The 20,112-nt window shown below is 71.4% G+C and carries 14 protein-coding genes; 2 read left to right on the forward strand and 12 right to left on the reverse strand.

Annotated features, from left to right (window positions below; translation table 11 throughout):
* The first annotated feature begins 16 nt into the window (after positions 1-16).
* Positions 17-1,111: an alpha/beta hydrolase gene (locus ACLF6P_RS08430; RefSeq protein WP_415949229.1), complete on the forward strand. Its 1,095-nt coding sequence runs from the start codon at positions 17-19 to the stop codon at positions 1,109-1,111.
* A 134-nt stretch (positions 1,112-1,245) separates the two neighbouring features.
* On the opposite strand, the gene ACLF6P_RS08435 is transcribed toward ACLF6P_RS08430, so the two are convergent.
* The 10 genes from ACLF6P_RS08435 to ACLF6P_RS08480 all read right to left on the reverse strand — a co-directional run bounded on the left by ACLF6P_RS08435 (position 1,246) and on the right by ACLF6P_RS08480 (position 17,450).
* A complete protein-coding gene (locus ACLF6P_RS08435; protein ID WP_415949230.1) occupies positions 1,246-3,180 on the reverse strand; it encodes a glycosyl hydrolase family 32 in 1,935 nt (644 codons plus the stop codon).
* A gap of 121 nt (positions 3,181-3,301) precedes the next feature.
* Entirely contained in the window at positions 3,302-4,858 is a 1,557-nt protein-coding gene (locus tag ACLF6P_RS08440) for a twin-arginine translocation signal domain-containing protein (RefSeq protein ID WP_415949231.1), read from the reverse strand.
* Positions 4,859-5,061: 203 nt separating this feature from the next.
* Positions 5,062-6,639, reverse strand: coding sequence for a serine/threonine-protein kinase (locus tag ACLF6P_RS08445; RefSeq protein WP_415949232.1), 1,578 nt, complete (start codon positions 6,637-6,639; stop codon positions 5,062-5,064).
* Positions 6,636-7,463, reverse strand: coding sequence for a serine/threonine protein kinase (locus ACLF6P_RS08450; protein WP_415949233.1), 828 nt, complete (start codon positions 7,461-7,463; stop codon positions 6,636-6,638). The genes ACLF6P_RS08445 and ACLF6P_RS08450 overlap by 4 nt, the downstream gene beginning before the upstream one ends.
* 350 nt (positions 7,464-7,813) lie before the next feature.
* The gene (locus ACLF6P_RS08455) at positions 7,814-9,913 is read right to left on the reverse strand and encodes an N-acetylmuramoyl-L-alanine amidase (RefSeq protein WP_415949234.1); all 2,100 of its coding nucleotides are present in this window, start codon (positions 9,911-9,913) and stop codon (positions 7,814-7,816) included.
* 169 nt (positions 9,914-10,082) lie between these two features.
* On the reverse strand, positions 10,083-11,075 hold the full coding sequence (locus ACLF6P_RS08460; RefSeq protein WP_415949235.1) for an alpha/beta hydrolase: 993 nt from the start codon (positions 11,073-11,075) through the stop codon (positions 10,083-10,085).
* Positions 11,076-11,298: 223 nt separating this feature from the next.
* Positions 11,299-11,949 (reverse strand): thymidine kinase, encoded by a 651-nt coding sequence (locus ACLF6P_RS08465; protein WP_415949236.1) that lies wholly within the window; start codon positions 11,947-11,949, stop codon positions 11,299-11,301.
* A gap of 70 nt (positions 11,950-12,019) precedes the next feature.
* Positions 12,020-13,213 (reverse strand): alkaline phosphatase family protein, encoded by a 1,194-nt coding sequence (locus tag ACLF6P_RS08470; RefSeq protein WP_415949237.1) that lies wholly within the window; start codon positions 13,211-13,213, stop codon positions 12,020-12,022.
* Positions 13,213-13,800, reverse strand: a complete 588-nt coding sequence (locus ACLF6P_RS08475) for a DUF5998 family protein (RefSeq protein WP_415949238.1) — start codon at positions 13,798-13,800, stop codon at positions 13,213-13,215. Before ACLF6P_RS08475 ends, ACLF6P_RS08470 begins: the two co-directional genes overlap by 1 nt.
* A 398-nt stretch (positions 13,801-14,198) precedes the next feature.
* Positions 14,199-17,450, reverse strand: a complete 3,252-nt coding sequence (locus ACLF6P_RS08480) for a bifunctional acetate--CoA ligase family protein/GNAT family N-acetyltransferase (RefSeq protein ID WP_415949239.1) — start codon at positions 17,448-17,450, stop codon at positions 14,199-14,201.
* Positions 17,451-17,656: 206 nt separating this feature from the next.
* Here ACLF6P_RS08480 and ACLF6P_RS08485 point away from each other — a divergent pair, with 206 nt between their 5' ends.
* Positions 17,657-17,938, forward strand: coding sequence for an HPr family phosphocarrier protein (locus tag ACLF6P_RS08485; protein WP_415949240.1), 282 nt, complete (start codon positions 17,657-17,659; stop codon positions 17,936-17,938).
* Positions 17,939-18,143: 205 nt separating this feature from the next.
* Here ACLF6P_RS08485 and ACLF6P_RS08490 read toward each other — a convergent pair whose 3' ends face one another.
* A complete protein-coding gene (locus ACLF6P_RS08490; RefSeq protein ID WP_415949241.1) occupies positions 18,144-18,851 on the reverse strand; it encodes a GntR family transcriptional regulator in 708 nt (235 codons plus the stop codon).
* Between the two features lie 100 nt (positions 18,852-18,951).
* Positions 18,952-19,737 (reverse strand): M23 family metallopeptidase, encoded by a 786-nt coding sequence (locus ACLF6P_RS08495; RefSeq protein WP_415949242.1) that lies wholly within the window; start codon positions 19,735-19,737, stop codon positions 18,952-18,954.
* Positions 19,738-20,112 lie beyond the last annotated feature (375 nt).

The raw sequence follows: 20,112 nt of genomic DNA on the forward strand, positions 1-20,112 counted from the left end.
GGAGAAGGAGAACGCAGTGACAAGGAGAGCCCACTGGTGGCGCCTGACCGTGGCGTGGATGCTCGCCGCCGTGGCCATGACCGTGGCCGCGCCGCCGAGTTCGGCACAGTCCGCCGACTCGGGCGGCGCACCACCGCCGATGGACGACGGTTTCGGCCTGACCCAGGTCGGCGCGGCGAACGGAAGCGCCACCGACTTCTACCTCACCGTGAACACCCCCGAGGTCGAGGGCGAACAGCATGTCAAGATCATTCTGCCGAGCGGCTACTACGCCGATCCGGACCGGCGTTACCCGGTGCTGTACTTCCTGCACGGCTCACCCGACGATCCGGTGGGGCAGACGTATCCGGCGCTGTCCATGTCGGATGACATGATCACCGTCATTCCGGACGGCGGCGCTCGGGGCTGGTATGCCAACTGGCTCGACCAGAACACCCCGGCAGGGGCCCAGAACTGGGAGAACTTCCACCTCAAGCAGGTGATCCCGTTCATCGACGCGAACCTGCGGACCATCGCCGCCAAGAAGGGCCGGGCCATCGCCGGGGTCTCGATGGGCGGGTTCGGCGCCTTCCACTACGCGCAGGTCCGTCCCGACCTGTTCAGCCACACCGCGTCCCTGTCCGGCGACATCGACCTCTCCGCCAGGTCCATGGACCTCCGGTTCGCCGTCGTCGCCTCGCTCATCGACGCGCAGGGCGCTTGGTGCGCCTCGGCGTCCGGAACCTGTGACCCCGCAGACTCCCCGTACCAGCCCGCAGTGGACAGCGATGCCGCGTTCGGCTCGCCCTATCCGGTGTTCAACGTCGACTGGCGGTGGAACGAGGTCGACCCGTCACAGCACATGAAGGTCCTGGCCGACGCGGACGTCGGGATCTCCGTCTACACAGGCGACGGCGGTGGCTCGCCCGACACCCTGGAGTTCTGGGTCTCGGGAGCTGCCAAGAACGTCAAGGCCGCCATGGACGCCCTGGGCATGTCCTACTACTACGTCAACTACGGCGACGGGGCCGCCTGGGGCACCCAGTGCGACGGTCGCCACAACAGTGGCTGCTGGGAACAGGACCTGCGGGACCTGATCCCCAGGCTGGAAAGGGAATTCGCCGCCGCCTGACGCCAAGCGCCGTCGCCGTCCCGCCCACCGCAGCAGCAGCGTGGGCGGGACGGCGACGGCGTCATCGGCCAGGCCCGGAACACCGGGTCCGGCCCCGCAGCTTCGGCAATGACGCCGAAGCTGCGGGACCAGGCTCAGCCGAGCGTCGGGCCGCCGACCGGGATCCAGTTCGACCAACCACCGCTCGGGGTCAGTTGATACCTGCCGAACAGCGAGTCGTACGAGGTGCCGGCGATGATCTCGATGCGCCCGTCGGCGTTGGTGCCGTAGCCGGACCCGTGGGCGCCCGTTCCGAAGTTCTCCCAGGCGGACCAGCCGTTGCCGTTCTCCCAGCGGTGTGCGGTGGTCGTGGCGTTGGCCGCGATGATCTCGAGCCTGCCGTCGGCGTTGCGGGCGAGGTGCACCCGCGCGTTCGTGGGCCCGCCGAAGGCCGTCCAGGGCGACCAGGTACCTGACGGCCCGGACTGGGCGCGTCGGAAGATGCCCGTGGAGCCGCTTGCGACGAGTTCGAGCGCACCGTCCGGGCGGCGTTCGAGGGACACCTCGACGACGCCGGGCACCGTGCCGAACGTCTCGAAGCCCGCCGGCCAGCCGCCGCCCGGTGTGCTCTGCCGGCGACGGTGGACCACCCCGTCGGCCGCCGCGATGACCTCCAGGCGGCCGGCGGCGTCCCGTCCGGTGGCGATGGTGGAGTCGGCGGGTCCGCCGAACGGGGTCCAGCCGCCCCATGGACCGCCTGGGGACTGCTGCCACCGGTGGTAGATGCCTTGCGGACCGCTGGCGAAGACCTCAAGTCTGCCGTCGGCGTTCTGTGCGACGGTCAGGTCGTGTGCGGACGTACCGAAGTTCTCCCAGCCCTGCCAGGAGTTCGGCGCGGACTGCGCCCTGCGCTCCACTCGTCCCTCACCGGAGGCGAACAACTCGATCCGTCCGTCACTGTTGCGCGCCGCGGAGAGCATCGCGGACCTCGGACCGCCGAAGGGGTACCAGTCCGACCAGGGCGAGTTGCGGGAGGTCTGGTAGCGCCCCCACACCTGGTCCGGGCCGCCGGCGAAGGCCTCCTGCCGGCCGTCGGCGGAGGAGACGATCACCACCCTGCTCGCGGCGGGCGACGAGGCCTCGACCGCGTACTGCTGACTGCCGTTGCCGAAGTCGAGGCCCGCCAGCCACACTCCGCGCTGTCCCCAGCCTGCGTGACTGACCCGCCATCGGCCGCCGTCGTCGATCACTTCGGCGGCGTGGCTGAATATGTGGCCGGCGAGCTGGTCCGCCGAGAACCGGAACGGGTCGGTGCTGCGGAACACGTCGGTGCCGGCGTATCCGCTGCGGGGTCCCAGGAAGAGATGCCAGGCGCCGTTGGCGTACACGACGAACGGCGATTCGGTGTCACCGCCGCCGAAGCCGCTCGCCGTGCTGGTGAACGCGACGGACCGGCCGCTCCAGTGGATCAGGTCGGTGCTGGTGCGGTAGGCGACGACGTGGTGGCCGCCGCGAGGGTTGTCGGTCGCGGTGTAGTACATCACCCACCGGTCTCCGATGCGGGTGACGAACGGGTCCCGTGCCACAGCGCCGTCACGGAACAGCGGCCCGCCGGGGTGCCGGGTCCAGGAGTACAGGTCGGTGGAGGTGGCGACGCTGATGGCGTGCCGGCTCCCGTCCGGGCCGCCGCCGGCGTAGAACATGTAGTAGGTCGATCCGCTCCTGATCACGTGTGGGGCCCACAGATGGGTCTCGCCGTAGCCGGGGTCGGCCGTCAGCGCGGGCGGTTGCTTCGTCCACGGACCGTCCAGGGCGGGCGCGGTCGCGTGAGCGAAGGTCTTCTCGTCCTCGTCGTCGGACGGTTCGGCGTGCGTGATGCCGAACAGGTGCCAGGTGCCGCGCTCGTCCTGCACGAACGTATGGTCGTTGATGTACCACGGACTCGACTCACCCACGCTGGGGTCGTAAATCTGAACGAACGGGGTCGCCCCGACCTGCCCGGACGTCGCTGCCGTGGCTTTCGGGGGCGATCCGATCAGGACCGTGCCCAGTATGAGCGCCAAAGCCATCGCCAGCAGTCCGGTGCGCATGGCTTGGTTTCCTCTCGCAGGCATGACTCTCCATTCATGGCAAGGGGCCGTCTACGTTCATGGCAAGGGGCCTTCCACGGCCGTGCAGGCGGTGGAAGGCCCTCTGAGGCAGGTGCGACGGTCAGGGCATGGAGGGTCCGGGGCCGTTGACCGGTGCCCAGTCGGCCCAGGTCGTGGCCCCGGTCTGCCACCTGTGGTAGACACCGGTGGAGTTGGTGCCGAACACCTCGATCCGGCCGTCGGCGTTGTTGGTGGCGGTCACGCTCGTACCTGGTCCGCCGAACGTCTCCCAGTCCGAGTACGGCTGGTTCTCACCCAGTTGCCAGATGTGCGCCGCGGTCCGGTCGCTCATGGCGAACACCTCGACCCGGCCGTCCGGCGTGCGCGCGCAGCTCAGCTTCGCGTTCGCCGGTCCGCCGGTGCCCACCCAGTCCGACCACGTCGTCGGGCTGCTCTGCCACCGGTGGAAGACGCCACTGGAGTTCGATGCGAAGACCTCCAGGCGACCATCGGAATTGTGCTGGACCGTGACTTCCCGACCGCCGGTACCGAAGTTCTCCCACGCGGACCAGCCGCCGCTGGGAGCGGTCTGGAAGAGGTGTTCGAACGTCGAGTCCGACAGCGCGAACACCTCGAGACGACCGTCGGGTGCCGTCTCCATCGCCAGTCGGGAGTTCGCCGGTCCCCCGGCTCCGGCCCAGTCCGCCCAGCCCGAACTGGGGGCGCTCTGCCACCGGTGGAAGACGCCGCTCGAATTCGAGGCGAACACCTCGATCCGCCCGTCGGCGTTGTTGCCGACCGCGACCCGGTAGCCACCGGTGCCGAAGTTCGCCCAGCCCGACCAGCCGGCGTTCGGGGCGGTCTGCCATATGTGGTCGAACGTGGTGCCCGACAGCGCGAACAGCTCCAGACGGCCGTCGGCGTTCGGCGCGATCGCCAACTGCGCGCCGCGCGGGCCTCCCAGGTTCTCCCAGGCCGACCAGCCGCCGTTCACCGCCGTCTGCCAGGCATGGTGCACACCGTCGCCGCCGGCCGCGAACAGCTCCAGGCGTCCGTCCGCGGAGCGGCCCGACACCACACGGCCCGACATGTAGGGATGCTGTACGGCCGACGGGGCGCCGTCCTCGATGATGTGGTGGTACCGGCGCGCCTTGTAGTCGCCGTTGGGATGGCCGTCGAGCGTGGCGTCGTAGATGTTCGCGGTGAAGTACCCCGGAGGCTCGACTCCGCTGGCTCCGCCGCCGAAGCTGTAGTACCTGAATCCGCCGTGGTCGTCCACCCACTCGTGGAAGAGGAACACGTGGTCGTAGTACGAGTTGAGGATGTCTCCGGCACGCAGCTCGTCGCGCGAGATCTCGTAGGAGATGTCCGGCAGCGACCTCGTGGACGCGTCCCCGTCGAAGTGCCAGGCCATGATGACGAATCCGGAACAGTCGGTACGGTATCGGTGGTCGCCTCCGGGGCCCGGAATGTAGACCTGCTGGCTGTACGGCGGCGCCTGGTCGACCCAGATCCGGGCGCGCTGGATCACCTCGTTCCGGGTGATCGGGCCGCCCAGGTCCGAGGCCGAGGCCGGCGCGGCCGCCGCGAGGACGCCTCCGGCTCCCAGAGTCATCGCGGCCGAGACACCGCCGGTGAGTTTCAGGAAGTTCCTGCGTGATGGGTGCTGCCCGCTCAACGTGACCTCCAGGTGTCGGGAGCATGGCGAACTGTCCGGGAGCAGCGAAGGGCTGGGCACGGCCTGAACCAGGGGCGTTGCGTTCCTCGGCGCCACGAGCGCCCGCCCGCCGCGCTGAGGAACGTAACGACCCGGGCGGGGACCGGGAATCCGCGACCTTACGGAGTGACAGGAGCAGGAGGGCGGCCCTCGCCGCGCCGGCGCTACGGGGCAAGAGCGTCCGGGGAGGTCAGGGAGTCCGGACAGGGCTGGAGGCTCGGGCGGTCCTTCGTGCGTACGGCGGGCAGCCAGGCCGTGGACCGTACCGGGTCGTCCGGGAGACGGACTCGGTACCAGGCGGTCGATCTGCTGCCCGCCTCGTCGATGATGGGCATGCCACGGGCGAGTCGGCACTCGGCGTCGATGACGTCTCCGTGCCACACCCGGGTCAGTGCCACGTTGTCGGCGGTATAGGGCTGCAGAGGGTCGATCGCCAGACCGAGACTGCACTCGTACCGGCGTCGGGTGTCCGCCTGGCAGGGCCGCTCCGCGTTGAACACTCGGACCTGGCCCTTGGCACCGGACACCGGACCCGTGCCGTGCGTGACGGACGCTCCCGATGTGCCCAGTGCCCCGCCGGCCCGCGACGTACTGAATGCGCCGTCGTCCGCGGTGAACGGCAGCAGCGTCGCGGCGATCACGCACGCCACGACGGCCGTCACGGCCGCGACGGCGGACCGCTCACTCCGGCGTCGGCGTCGCGACGCGATCTCGTCACGGGTGCCGGTGGAGGCAGAAGCGACCTGACCGGTGGGCACCGGCTCACCAGTACGCCGTGCCGCGATGCGCGCCAGCAGGCTGTCGGCGGTATGCGCACTGCGGGCGGCATGGGTCGGGGCCAGGCAGTCGGCGGCCAGCCCGCGCCAGAACCCAGGCACCGAGTCGGCCATGCGCAGCGGGGCGCGCCCTTGGGCGTATTCCTGTACGGCGGCGCCTCGCGCCATCGGCGTGGCACCGGGAAACGGCGAGGTGCCGGACGCGAACACCTCGTGGATCACGACTCCGAGGGCCCAGATGTCGGCGCTGGGTCGGACCTGCACGCCGTGTTCACCGAGTGGGGCCTTCCAGCGTTCCGGCGGGAGGTAGTCGAAGGTGCCCATCGGAGGCGCGTATCCGTGCGTTCCGCGCGTCCCGGTCAGCTCGGTGGCGAGCCCGAAATCCGAGAGCCTGACCGAACCGTCCGCCATGAGCAGCACGTTGTCCGGCTTGAGATCGCCGTGCACCCAGCCGCTGCGGTGCAGATGGGCCAGGCCCTCGCAGATCTCCGTGCACAGCCGCTCGCTCTCGGCCTCCGCCGGGCCCGCCGCGCCCCCCTCCTCCGCCGCCCCGGCCCGGAGCAGATCCCGCAGGCTGCGACGGGCCCGCTCCATGACGAGGACGATCGCGCCGTCCAGGCAGGGGTCGTCGGGTTCGCTGAGCACGACAGAGTCCAGCAGACGGATCAGTCTCGGATGGCGGGCCCGCCGGCCGAGTTCGACTTCGCGCCGCGCGATGTCCACGACGTTCGCCGCCTGGCGGGGCGAGAGCCCCGCGGTCGGCATGAACTTCAGCGCGACATCACCGGCGACCGCCGCGCTGCCGCCCGTGCCGTCGCCCACCGGGCGCCCCGCGTAGACCGTCGCCCAGCCGCCGCTCCCGATGAGCTCGGCGACTTCCCAGTCGCCGATACGGTAGCCGCGCGGCAACGGTGACGGGTGACTCCCCGCGAGCCTGCCCGCCCGAGCACCCCCGGACAGGCTCACGGAGCCACGCTCACCGACGGGTCTCCCTGCCGTCCGCTCGCGGCACCGCTCCTGGCCCGGGGCGGGAGCAGAGCGAGATGTTCCTCGCGTACGAGACCGAACCGCACCGCGAGCCCGACGATCGCCTCCCGCTTGCCGTTGCGCCGGTTCTGCCTGCGTGACACCTCACCGGCCGACGGGCCGATCCGCATCTTCTCCGCGGCGAGGTAGTCGAGGTGCGAGGTGACCGCACGTGGCGTCAGGCTGCGGCAGGCGGCGTGGCCACTGAGCCGCTCGACGATCTGCGGGGTGGTCGGCACCGCGACCGGCGACTCGTCGCGCAGCCGCGGTTCGCAGAGCGCGACCAGGATCAGGAAGTACAGGGCCGTCTCGTCCAGGGAGTACGCCGTGACCGTGCGGCTCCCCGACTGGTCGCCCACGCCGTCCGGGTCGAGGTAGACGTGGTCGGGCGCGAACACCTGGAAAGAGACCGTGGTGTTGTGCCGGGTGGGCAGCACGACCCTGGAGAACTCGAAGGGAACGGGGGCTCCGGCCCGCCGTGGCGGCACGCGGAGATACTCTCCCGCGCCCTCCGGGTTCTCCACCAGGTAGCTCTGGGTCGTACTGAGGTTGCTGAGCTGCCAGTGGTCGTCCGTCGCCCGGATCTCCCCCGCGAGGCGGGATATCGCGGTATCGAAGAGGCGGAGCTCGACAGAAACGGACGCGGAACCCCGGCCGAAGCGCAAGGTCTCGCCGGGGCCCAGCCGCACCGTCGTCGTGCCGCCGCACGGCACCCCGCCGAACGCGCCGCACCCTCGCGGCAGATGGATCACCAGCCCGCTCACCGCTCCCCCTGACTCTGCGTCACCGCTCGTCGCGCACGTCGCACGCTACACACCGGGTACGGGTGGCCACCACACGAAGTCGGCCGATTTCGATGTGACGAACTCGTCGCTCGAGAGCTCGGATTTCGCTTGTGCGGTGGGCGGTTTCCGGTGCCGATCGCGACGACAGCGGCCGGGAGCGGCGCTTCGGCCGTCAACACGGAGGCGGGGGGGCGGGGGCTTGGTTGTGTGCGTCGGGCAGCGGGGGTGCCGGCCGGGCGGCGGGAGCACGAACGACTCCCGCCGTCCGGCCCTCCGCAGCAGGTTCTGTCTGCTGCGGAGGGCCTACGGCAGTCCCCGGAGGGACTGGATCAGTCGATGGCGGGTCCGGGGCCGTCGTTGAGCCAGCCCCACTGGGACCAGCTGGAGGGGCCGGTCTGCCACTTGTGGTAGACACCCGCGTGGCTGGTCCCGAACACCTCGATGCGGCCGTCGGCGTTCGCCGCGGCGATGATCTCCGTGCCGCCGCCCCCGAAGGAGTCCCAGGAGCCGTAGGGCGCGTTGACTCCCGTCTGCCACAGGTGCTGGGCGGCACTGCCGTTGATCGCGAACACCTCGACGCGCCCGTCGGGAGAGCGCTCGCTGGTGAGCTGTGCGTCGGCCAGGCCGCCGGTGGGCTCCCAGCCGGACCAGTCGGTGCTGCTTGTCTGGTACTTGTGGAACACGCCGACCGGACCCGAGGCGAAGACCTCCAGGCGCCCGTCCTGATTGTGGTCGACCGTCAGATCGTGCCCACCGCCGCCGAATTCCTCCCAGCCGGACCAGCCGCCGTTGACCGCCGTCTGGTAGAGGTGCTGGAACGTGTCGCCGTTGAGCGCGAAGACCTCCAGGCGCCCGTCCGGGGCCTTCTCCATCTCGACGCGGCTGTTCGCCGGACCGCCGCCCGCGGACTCCCAGCCCGACCAGCCGGCGTTCGGTGCGGTCTGCCACCGGTGGAAGACGCCGACCGGACCGGAGGCGAAGACCTCCAGGCGCCCGTCGCCGTTGGCACCCACGGCGATATCCCTGCCGCCACCACCGAAGTCCTCCCAGCCCGACCAACCGCCCGAGGGCTGGAGTTGATATCGGTGCTGGAAGACGTTCCCGTTGATCGCGAAGAGTTCCAGCCGCCCGTCCGCGTTCGGCCCGATCGCCAACTCCGCGTCACCCGGACCGCCCAGCGGCTCCCAGTCGGACCACGCACCGTTCACCGCGGTCTGCCAGGCATGGTGGATCCCGTCCGCCCCCGCCGCGAACACCTCGAGACGCCCGTCCGCCGACCGTGCCGAGACGACCCGGCCGGACTCCGCCGGATGCCCGGCGACCGGCGGGTTGCCCCCGGAGCCGCCGACCAGCTGCATGTAGTAGTCCCAGTTCCAGTGCGGGCCCGGGTCCGTGTGGTCGTTGCCGGGGACCTCGGCGTGACCGACGATGTGCGCGCGGTCCTTGGGAATCCCGTAGCGGTCGGCCAGGTGCCTGGTGAGTGCGGCCGACGAGCGGTACATCGAGTCGGTGAACCAGGTCGGGTCACTCACGTAGCCCTCGTGCTCGATCCCCAACGACGAGGGGTTGGCGGAGCGCGCGTGCCACGCCGTGTCGGCGTCCCGCACCATCTGCGTCACCTCCCCGTCCGAGGAACGCACCACGTAGTGGGCACTGGCCTCTGCCTGAGGATTCTGAAACCAGCTGATCGTGCCGGCGTACGAACCCTGTGTGACGTGGACGACGATCTGGCTGATCGGCTCGGAGCGCCCCTGGCTGAAGTTGCTCGAGGAGGCGGGGACCCACCCGGCGGGTGGGTAGTCGGCACTCGTCGTGCGGAGACCGCTCTCCTGGTAGGCGCCTTTGTCCGGGGTGACATCGCGCCGGGCGACGGACACCTTCTCGCCCTCCGCCATCGCGTCGATGCCCTGGGCGAGGAACGCGTACACGGCGTCCGCATACAGCCTGGCGGCGGCGCCCTCGGCGCCGCTGTAGCGGGCGACGGCGGGGTACCAGGCGTCGATGTCGCGCCGCTCGGCGCGGTCGAGGCCCAGCGCGTCGGCGTGTGCGCGCAGGACGGCCGCGCCGCCTTCGATGTTCGCCGCCGTGTCACGGCGCAGTTCGGCGGGGGAATGTCCGGTGAGTTCGGCGGCCCGGTCCAGCGAGTGGTTGACGGGGTTGCTGACCAGGTGCATGACGCCGTAGCCGCGGGCCTGGCTCGGCCGGCCGTCGTGGCCGTCGAGGTGCGTCTCGCTGTAGCCGACGGTGGCCAGCAGGTCCCGCGGAACGCCGTACTCCTTCGCAGCCCGTTCGAAGGCGGCGTTCATCGGAGTGTCGTCCGGCCCGGGTGCGGCGGTGGCCTGCGGCCCGGCGACGGACAGGGCCGCGGCGACACCGAGGGCCAGTACCGACGCGCGTAACCTGGTGGCCTTCTGAACGAATCTGAACACGATCGATCCTGTTCTGTGCGGGTCATGGGGGAAGTGGCTGCCCGCCCGCGTTGCTCCGAGAGAGCCGGGCGGGATCAGTCGAGTCCGGGTCCTCGGCCGTCGGCCGTCGGCCGTCGGCCGTGCGCCGACCGGTCAGCTGACCGCGAAGAGTTCCAGCCGCCCGTGGCCGTCAGGCCTTGCGCAGGCGTGCGATGACGCCGTTGATGTCGCGCTCCAGCATTTCGCGGCGGACGAAGTGGCCGCCCGGCAGCTCGTGTGCCTCGTGTGGGATGCCCACGCGGTCGAGGTGGTACCGGAACTCCCGCTGCGTGCGGAGCACCATCCCCTCGTTGGCCTGGTCCCACCAGTTGATGGGATCGGGGCTGGTGCCGGCGACCAGGAACACCCGCTTGTGCCGGTAGCTCTCGATCCGCTCGACCGGGTTGTCGGCACTGACCCTGGCTTGGTCCCAGTTCGGCATTCCGTAGACGCTGCCGCCGCCCAACTCCACGGCGGCGGAGGAGAAGTTGGCCCAGTGCGTCACCAGGTCGCCGTTGGCCCCGCGCAGGTTGGCCGGGCCGGAGTGGGCGCTGACCGAGGCGAAGTGGCCGTAGTACTTGGCCGCGTACTTCAACGCGCCGAAGCCGCCCATGGAGAACCCGGAGACGGCGCGGCCGTCGTACTCGGCGTAGGTACGGAAGTTCGCCTCGACCCACGGCAGCAGTTGCGCCATGTGGAAGTGCTCCCAGCTGCGGGGGCCGACGTTGGTGGTGACGGGGTTGGAGTACCAGCCCGCGCGTCCGCCGTCGGGCATCACGACGATGAGGTTCTTCCAGGCGGTCAGGCCCCGGATGTCGTCCTGCGCGTCGAAGGTGATGAAGTCCTGGTCGCCGCCGTGGAGCAGGTAGAGGACGGGGTAGCGGCGTCCGCTGGTGTGGTAGCCGTCGGGCAGCAGCACATTGACGGCGGGGTCCCAGCCGATCGCGTCGGTCCGGAACCGGTAGTACCACATGCGGTGGTCGTGCTCGTTGCGGTCCACGATGCTCAGGCCGAAGCCGTTGCCGACCGCCGAGGCCGCCGGCGCCGCCGCGAGGACGCCTCCGGCTCCCAGGGCTGCGGCGGCCGTGAGTCCGCCGGCACTCCTGAGGATGCTCCTGCGGCTGGGGTTGTGTGCGGTCAACATGACCTCCTGAGGGCGAGCGTTACCAGGAAAGACCCGGCCGCCAACCCGGCGGCAGGACCGTTCGGAACCTAGCGACGCCGCTCCGACGGGAGTATCCGCAATCTTACGGACTGACAGAACCGGCACAGGTCCGCTACGACCGCCACGGAGGCGCGATCCGGAGCTCGGCGGAACCTGCCGAGCTCCGGCAACGGGCATCGGCCGCGCGACGCCGACAGGAAACTCAGCTCGACGCCACCGGCAGCACATCCGGCGACAGCGCCGCGGCCCGTGCCGCCGCGGCCGTCATACGGCGGCGGTGGTGCCGTCGGCACAGCACCTCGTAACCGACCTCCTCCGGCGACCGGTTCACATCGCCCACGACGACCTGCTCGCCGTCGACGACCATCGCACCGGCCACCGTCCGCGCGTTGTGCGTGGCCCGCGCCCCGCACCAGCACATGGCCTCGACCTGCAAGGTCTCTATACGGTCCGCCAGCTCGATCAGCCGCTGCGAACCCGGGAACAGCTTGGTGCGGAAGTCCGTCGTGATGCCGAAGGCGAAGACGTCGAGCTCCAGGTCGTCGACGATGCGCGCCAGTTGGTCGATCTGCCCCGGTGCCAGGAACTGAGCCTCGTCCACGATCACGTAGTCGACCCGGCCGCCCTTGGACAGTTCGTCGACCACATGCGCGTAGAGGTCGAACCCGGCACCCGCCTCCACCGCGTCGGTCACCAGGCCGAGCCGGGAGGACAGTTTGCCCTCGCCCGCGCGGTCGTCGCGCGTGAAGATCATGCCCTGCAGTCCGCGGGCCGAGCGGTTGTGCTCGATCTGGAGAGCGAGGGTGCTCTTTCCGCAGTCCATCGTTCCGGAGAAGAACACCAACTCGGGCATGGGGAGGCGAAGACCTTTCAGGCGGAGGGAGGAGGGGGCGTAGGCGCGGGGCGAGGTGATCGGGGCGGGGTCAGGTGCGGACCTGGAGCAGGGGGACCAGTTGTTCGGCCGGGGTCATCGAGCCGTGGTTGCCGGTCATCAGGGACTCCTTCGGCTCGCGTTCGGTCGCGATGATCAGGACGTCGTCGCGGGCCGCGGCGATGACGTCGCCCAGGCGGTGGTAGACCCGCTGGTCGTACGCTCCGGGCGGGCCGAACCAGCCCGCGGCCAGGGCCTCTTCGCGCGAGGCCACCCAGAACTGCTCGCCGAGCACCTCGCGCCAGCAGGTCAGGACGTCCGCCTCGGCGCCGGGCACGGCGTAGACGTGGCGGGCGCGGCCCTCGCCGCCGAGCTGGGCCACGCCCGCGCGCAGCTCCCAGTCGTGGTCGAAGTCGATGCGGTGCTCGTCGTCGAAGGGGATGTCGACCATGCCGTGGTCGGCGGTGACGTAGAGCGCGCTGCGCGGCGGGAGCTGTTCGGCGAGGCGCTGGACCAGGCGGTCGACGTACATGAGCTGGCCGCGCCAGGCGTCCGAGTCGACTCCGTAGCGGTGGCCGTTGCTGTCGACCTCCGCGTAGTACGTATAGACCAGGGAGCGGTCGCCGGCGGCCAGTTGCTCGGCTGCCAGGTCCATGCGCTCCTCGCCGGAGAGGCGGCCGTGGAAGGTGCCGCCGCTGAGGGCGATCTTGGTGAGCGGGGTGTTCTGGAAGTGCGGCGAGGAGACCTGGGCGGTGTGCACGCCCGCCCGGTCGGCGAGCTGGAAGACCGTGGGATACGGCTGCCAGGCCTGTGGGGAGGTCCACGGCGTCCAGCGGAGCTGGTTCATCAGCTCGCCGGTCTCGGGGTTGAGTGCCGTATAGCCGGGGAGCCCGTGGTTGCAGGGCGCGAGACCGGTGCCGACCGAGGCGAGGGAGGTGGCGGTGGTCGCGGGGAAGCCCACGGTGATCGGGCGGCCGGTGCCGCCGCGTGAGCTCGCCATCAGGCTGTGCAGATAGGGAGCCTCTTCAGGGTGCGCGAGCACCTGGTGCCAGCCGAGGCCGTCGATGAGGAAGACGCAGTTGCGGTCGGCGGTTTCGAGTTCGCCGATGCGCTGTTCGAAGCCCGGCACCTCCATCCCGGCCGCGAGTGTGGGCAGCAGGTCGGCGAGGGAGCCGCTGCCGTAGGCCGGGACAGGGGCGCTGTCGACCGGGAGGATCTCCGGGTCCTGCCAGGCGGGTGCGGCCATCAGCGCTGGGTGGCCGCGGTCGCCTCGGAGAGCGCCTGCGCGAAGGCGAGGGTCTGGCGCACGGTCTCCGGGCCGTCGCCCGCCTCGCTGACGCGCAGGCTCAGGTCGTCGGCGGTCGAGCTGCCGGTGTAGCCGTGGTCCGCCTCGCAGTTGGGGTCGCCGCAGGCGGCGGGCTCCAGGTCGATACGGGAGACGGCGCCCCAGCCGATGGTGAGCAGCACCTCCCGGGGCAGGGTGCCGGTCTGGTACTTCTCCGGGTTGGCGACGACCCGGCTGACCACCACGGAGGAGATCCGGCTGAGCTTCACGGACTCCGTGGAGGTGGTGGCGTACGGGGTCGGGGAGCTGGAGTCGGCCGCCTGCTCGTCGGTGTGGCTGACGATGAAACGGGTGCCGGTCAGGACGAGGACCGTGACATGGCGGCGGACCTCGTTGGCGTCGAAGGTGGTCTCCTGGTGCACGAGGTACGAGGCGATCGGCTCGCCGCCGACGGCGGCCTCCACCGCCTCGGCCACGAGGGCCGGGTAGTAGCCGCTGCGCTCGATCGCCGTGCGCAGGCCCTGGGTCGTCGTACCGGTCTTCGCCATGGGGTTCATCTTAGAGCCTGCTTGCGAGCCCCCGTCGTTCGCCCGAAGGGCGGCGCAGCGGCGTTCGGTGCGTGCTCTCGGCGTGCGGTGTTCCAGGTCATGAATGGGGCCTCCCCTGCTCGAGCGAAGCCGAGAGCTTGGGGAAGGAGCCACCTGTCCTGGGGCGCCGTGCGGCGAGAGTGCGTGCCGGGCGTCGGGGCGCAGGCGGGGGCTCGCAAGCAGGCTCTTTGGGGGTGAGGTGACAGCGGTGACCGGGCTGGGGGCGGGATTGCCGTTCACGGGCCGGGCTCGGAACGGGGTGGGCGGGGTCGGCCGGAAAGCGCTGGGTGCGGTCGCCGGAGCGGGCCGGGTGGGGGCAGTACGTCGGCAGGGGGTGAGGTCAGTACGTCGGCGGGGTGTCAGTACGTAGGCAGGGTGCGTGGGCCCAGGTCGTCGCGGGCCGGTGGTGGGGCGAGACGGGCCCGGGCGGCCAGGACGTGGACGCCGCGGGTCGCGACGATCACGGGTTCCAGGTCCACGGCCACGATCTGGGGGTGATCGTCGAGAAGGCGGGACAGTCGCTGCAGAAGTTCCTCGAGCGCTGCCGTGTCCGCCGGGTCGGAGCCGCGCCAGCCGAAGAGGAGCGGTGCGGTGCGGATCGAGCGGACGAGTTCCGCGGCCTCGCGGTCCGTGACCGGGATCAGACGGTGCGCCGTGTCGCCGAGGAGCTGGGAGGGTGCGCCCGCCAGGCCGAAGGAGAGGACGGCCCCGACGCCCGGGTCCACCGCTGCCCGTACGACCGTGTCCACGCCCCTCGGCACCATGGGCTGCACGACGAGCCGCGATTCCTCGCCCTTGCCGAGCAGGGCGGTCAGCTCGGCGTGGGCGGCCCGCAGCTGCTCCTCGTTCGCCAGGTCGAGGCGTACGGCACCGAGGTCGGGGCGGTGACGGAGGTGGGGTGCGGTGGCCTTGAGCGCCACCGGGTAGCCCATGGCGGCGGCCGCGGCGACGGTGGCGGCCTCGTCCTCGGCGGGCTGCGAGCCGGTGACGTCGATGCCGTAGAGGCCCAGGAGCGCGGCGGTGTCCTCGGCGCCGAGTTCGAAGCCGGCGGGGTCCGTGTGGCCGCGCCCGGCCGCCTCGATCCAGGCCTCCGCGCCCTTCTCGTCGATCCGTTCGAGCTCGGGCACCTTCCCCGGCTCGGCAGCCGCGCGCCGCCACTGCGTGTAGGCCCAGGCCTCTCCGAGGGCGCGGGCGGCGCGTTCGGCGGCGGGGTAGGTGGGGATGGCGAGGGGAGCACGGTCCGGCTGCGGGCCGAGGGGCTGCTCCTGCTGCCCTGCCGGCGGGGAGTCGGCCCCCGCCGCCGCGGCGCCGGCTTTGGGGGCGCCTGCCGCCTGGGTCCGGCCGGCCTGCTCCGGCGGGGTGGGCCCGGCCGCGGTCGCCGCAGTGGCCGCCGCGGCCTTTGCCGCGGACCGCTCGCCGGCGGTCGTCTCACCGGTAGATGCCTCACCGGCGGTCATCAAACCGGACGAGGCCGCCGGACCGGCCATGCCGGTCGCACCGGGCGAAGCCCCCGCCCCGCCGTCCGCACGCCCCGGCGCCGTGCGCGTCGCCGCCGAGAGGGCCTCGGCCAGGCCGCCGAGTTCCACCGCCACGACCACCACCGGTTTCGGCGGCCCGGACGCGGTCGCCTCGCGCAGGGCCGCCGCGAGGTCCTCGCGGCTTGCGGCGCCGCCCTCCCGCACCCAGGGGATCGCCGTGACCACGACGGCATCGCAGGTGTCGTCCGCGAGCGCCCGGCTCAGCGCGTTCCGGAAGTCCTCGGGCGTGGCCGACGTCGTGAGGTCCAGGGGGCGCTTCGGGCGCAGACCCCGGGCGAGACACGCGTCGTACGTGAGCAGGCCGAGGGATTCCGAATTGCCGAGGATGGCCACCCGGGGCCCGGCCGGCAGGGGCTGGCCGGCGAGCAGCAGCCCGGCGTCCACCAGCTCGGTCACCGTGTCGACGCGGATGACACCGGCCTGGCGCAGCAGCGCCGAGACCGTGGCGTGCGGCAGCCGGGTGCCGGGCACGGCATGCCCGGCGGGTGCGACGCCGCCGTGCCGGGCGCCCTGCACCACGACAAGCGGCTTCGCGAGGGCGGCTCGGCGGGCGAGGCGGGTGAACTTGCGCGGGTGGCCGATCGACTCCAGGTACATGAGGACGACGTCGGTGCGCGGATCGTCGTACCAGAACTGCAGGACATCGTTGCCCGAGACGTCCGCCCGGTTTCCCGCGCTGACGAAGGAGGAGAGCCCGGCGCCGCGCCGGTGCAGGCCCGCGAGCAGGGCGATCCCGATGCCGCCCGACTGGGTGAAGAGCCCGATCCGGCCCCCGGCGGGCAGCTCGGGTGCGAGGGAGGCGTTCAGCCGCAGATCGGGGGCGGTGTTGATGACGCCGAAGGCGTTCGGACCGATCAGCCGCATGCCGTACGAGCGGGCCTGACGCACGAGTTCCCGCTGGCGTCCGCGTCCCTCGGGCCCGGATTCGGCATAGCCCGCGGAGAGGACGACGAGCCCCCGTACACCCTTCTCGCCGCACTCGGCGACGACGGCCGGCACCTGTGCGGCCGGGACGGCGATGACGGCGAGGTCGACGGGCTCCGCGACGGCGAGGACCGAGGGGACGGTGGGGACGCCCTCGATGAGGGGCACACCATCGGTCCCGGGCGCCCGCTCGGCCTCCGGCACCCCCTCGGTCCCGGGCGCCCGCTCGCCCTCCGCCGCACCCTCGGGCCCGTCGGGTACCCGCTCGGCCTCCGTCCTGCCCTCTCCCCCGGGTTCCGCGGCCGGGAACGAGGAGTTCACCGCGTGGACCCGCCCGGTGAACCCGCCGCGGACCAGCCCCTGCAGCACCGTCCGGCCCACTCCCCCGGGCCGCCGGCCGACGCCGATCACGGCGACGGAGGCGGGCGCGAGCAGCCACTGCACCGAGCGCGCCTCGGCGCGCTGCTCGCGGGCGCGCTGCACGGCGAGGGAGGCCTCGGTGGGTTCGAGGCCGAACTCCAGGCGGACGACGCCGTCCTCGAAGCTCCGCTGCTGGACGTATCCCGCGTCCCGGAACACCTTGATCATCTTGTTGTTGTTCGGCAGCACCTCGGCCACGAAGCGCCTGATCCCCCGCTCGCGGGCCACCGCCGCGATGTGTTCGAGCAGCGCGGAGGCCACGCCGCGCCCCTGGTGGGCGTCCTGGACGAGGAAGGCGACCTCGGCCTCGTCCGCGTCGCCGGAGGCGGGCCGCCCGTTCTCGTCGATCCGGTCGTAGCGCACCGTCGCGATGAACTCGCCGGCGACCGTGACCGCGAGCCCCACCCGGTCCACGTAGTCGTGGTGGGTGAACCGGCGCACGTCCTTGGCGGACAGGCGGGGGTAGGGCGCGAAGAAACGGTAGTACTTCGACTCGTCCGAGACCTGCTCGTAGAAGCTGACGAGCCGCTCGGCGTCCTCGGTGGTGATCGGCCGGATCCGGGCGGTGCCGCCGTCGCGCAGCACCACATCGGCCTCCCAGTGCGCGGGATACGCCTGGGAGGACTCGGGCGAGGGCTCGTGCGAAGGCCCGCGCGGGGGTTGCTGCGTGGGACCGCGCGAAGGGTCCGGCTGGGACGGCTGCTGCATCGGCTCCGGCGGCGGCTGCATGGGGCCAGAGTACGGGTCGCGCGCCCGGCGGGAGCGTTGCAGTCTTGGAGGACTCCGGACCCTCGGTCCTGCTGGGGCCGGGCGACCGTGGGGCGGCATGCCGCCCTGGGTCTCATGCTGCGGCGGATGGTCCTGCAGGACCATCCGCCGCAGCATGAGACACTGGTCTAGACAAGGCTTGAGCGAAACCTGAAGGGCAGCATCACATGGCTGAGCGCCGCGTCAACGTCGGCTGGGCCGAGGGCCTCCACGCCCGTCCCGCCTCCATCTTCGTCCGTGCGGCCACCGCCTCCGGCGTCCCGGTGACGATCGCCAAGGCCGACGGCAACCCCGTCAACGCCGCCTCGATGCTCGCGGTCCTCGGCCTGGGCGCCCAGGGCGGCGAGGAGATCGTGCTGGCCTCCGAGGCCGAGGGCGCGGAGGCCGCGCTCGACCGCCTGGCGAAGCTGGTGGCCGAGGGCCTCGAGGAGCTGCCCGAGACGGTCTGATTCCCGGACCGCATCCGCACTGAGCCGCTGCCACCGAATCGGTGGCAGCGGCTCAGTCGTTTTCCGGGAAAGGCGAGCGGCCCGCCATCAACGGCAATGCCGTCGCTGACACCTGAATACGAGCGCACACGAACTGCGCGGGCTCGATTTCAGGCGCATGAAACAAACCCCCGTCGAATTCACCTCTTTTTATACGGACACATTGTTAAATCTGCCCGCTCAGCTTGTTTACGCGATGTTGCGAACCGCTCACAGTGTTCATGGGGTTCATGCCGTTCATGGGGTTCATGCCGTTCACGCCGCTCGTACGACGGTCGGCACGTTCGGCGTGCTGGGCGGCGAGCAGGCGGGCCCGTTCGGCATCGCCGCGGGCCACCGCGTCCACGATCGCGCCGTGTTCGGCCCAGGTCTCGGCGGGCCGCTGCGGTGACTCGGCCCCGTACATCCAGGCGATCTTGTGGCGCAGCTGGGTGAGCAGGGCGATCAGGCCCGGGCTGGCCGAGGCCTGCGCGAGGGTCTCGTGGAACCAGCCGTCGAGGCTGCGCAGATCCTCGCTCCGGCCGCGCCGCGCCCGCTCCTGCCCGAGCCTGACCAGGCCGCGGAGCACTTTGACGTGCGCCTCGCTGCGCCGCTGGGCGGCCCGTGCCGCGGCCAGCGGTTCGAGCAGCATCCGTACGTCGAGGAGGTCGGCGCCCTCCTGGGCGGTGGGCTCGGCGACCTGCGCCCCTGCGTGCCGGCGGATGACGACGAAGCCTTCTGCCTGCAGGGTGCGCAGGGCCTCACGGACGGGTACGCGGGAGACGCCGTAGCGGCGGGCGAGCACACTCTCGGTGAGTCTGCCGCCGCGCGGGAAGACCCCGGAGACGATGTCGTCCCTTATGGCCGTGCATACCGCCTGCGCGGGAATGCGCATGTCCTGACCACCGCCCCGTTGCCCACACTCCGGATAACTTCCAGGGAGCTTATTGCAGGTTCCCTGGATTTTCCGAGGGGTGGCGGGAATTCGACGGAATTCAGAGACTGACGCCGCGCGAACGCAGATAGCCGACGGGGTCGATGTCCGATCCGTAGTCGGGGGTGGTGCGGGCCTCGAAGTGCAGATGCGGGCCGGTCACGTTGCCGGTGGCGCCGGAGAGACCTATCTGCTGGCCGGGGGTGACCTGCTGGCCGACCGTGACGTTGATCGCGGAGAGGTGGCCGTACTGGGTGTACACGCCGTCCTTCATCCTGATCACGACGTTGTTGCCGTACGCGCCGCCCCAGCCGGCCTCGACGACGGTGCCCATGCCGACGGAGCGCACCGAGGTGCCGGACGCGGCGTGGATGTCGATGCCGGTGTGGCTGCCGGAGGACCAGACGGCGCCGCCTGCCTTGTAGGCGGCGGAGACGTAGCTGCCGGCGACCGGGGCGACGAAGGAGTTGAGGCGCTTGCGCTCGGCCTCGCGGGCAGCACGCTCCTTGGCCTCGCGCTCGGCCTTCGCCTTGGCCTTGGCCCTCGCCTCCGCCTTGCGCTTGGCCTCGGCCTTCGCCTTCTCCTCGGCGGCAGCCTTCTCGGCGGCCTCTTCCTGCGCCTCGGCCTGGGCGTCGATGCGCTCGGCGAGGGTGTCCGCGAGGGAGGACGACGCCAGGGTGGTCAGCCCGTTGTCCTCGACGGTCTTGGATTCCGCGGCGTACGCGGTGGAGCCGAGCGAGCCGATCACGCCGGTGGCGGTGAGGGCGGCGACGCCCGCGATGCCCGCCGTCCTGCGGGTGAGCGCGGAGGCACGACGGTGCTTCCCGGTGGCACGGGAGAAAGCCATGGAGCGGCGGTGTCCTTTCCTTCCCTCTCGCCTACCGGGTTAGCAGGGGGCACCCCCTGGCCCTTAAGGCCTTGGGGGAGGGTTCGGAGCAGGAAGGTCTCCTACGGGCGACCGCCGGGCGGCCGTCCGATTCACCCCAGGGACTGCGTGTGGGTCCCCGGCTCCCCAGGCTCGCGCCTGACGGGGACTCGGCGATGGCTGCCCGTTGCCACGGATGCGGCGTACTGCGGACGAACAGCGGGACCCGACGCTAAACGGGACATCTGACAATCAACAAACGGAACCGGCACTTTGTCGCGCATGCCACAGGACAGACCCTCAACCTCCCCACTAATTCGGACATACAGGGATATCAACGGCGAACAGGGGCCCCGG

The sequence above is a fragment of the Streptomyces lothianensis genome (assembly GCF_047779955.1).
GTDB lineage: Bacteria > Actinomycetota > Actinomycetes > Streptomycetales > Streptomycetaceae > Streptomyces.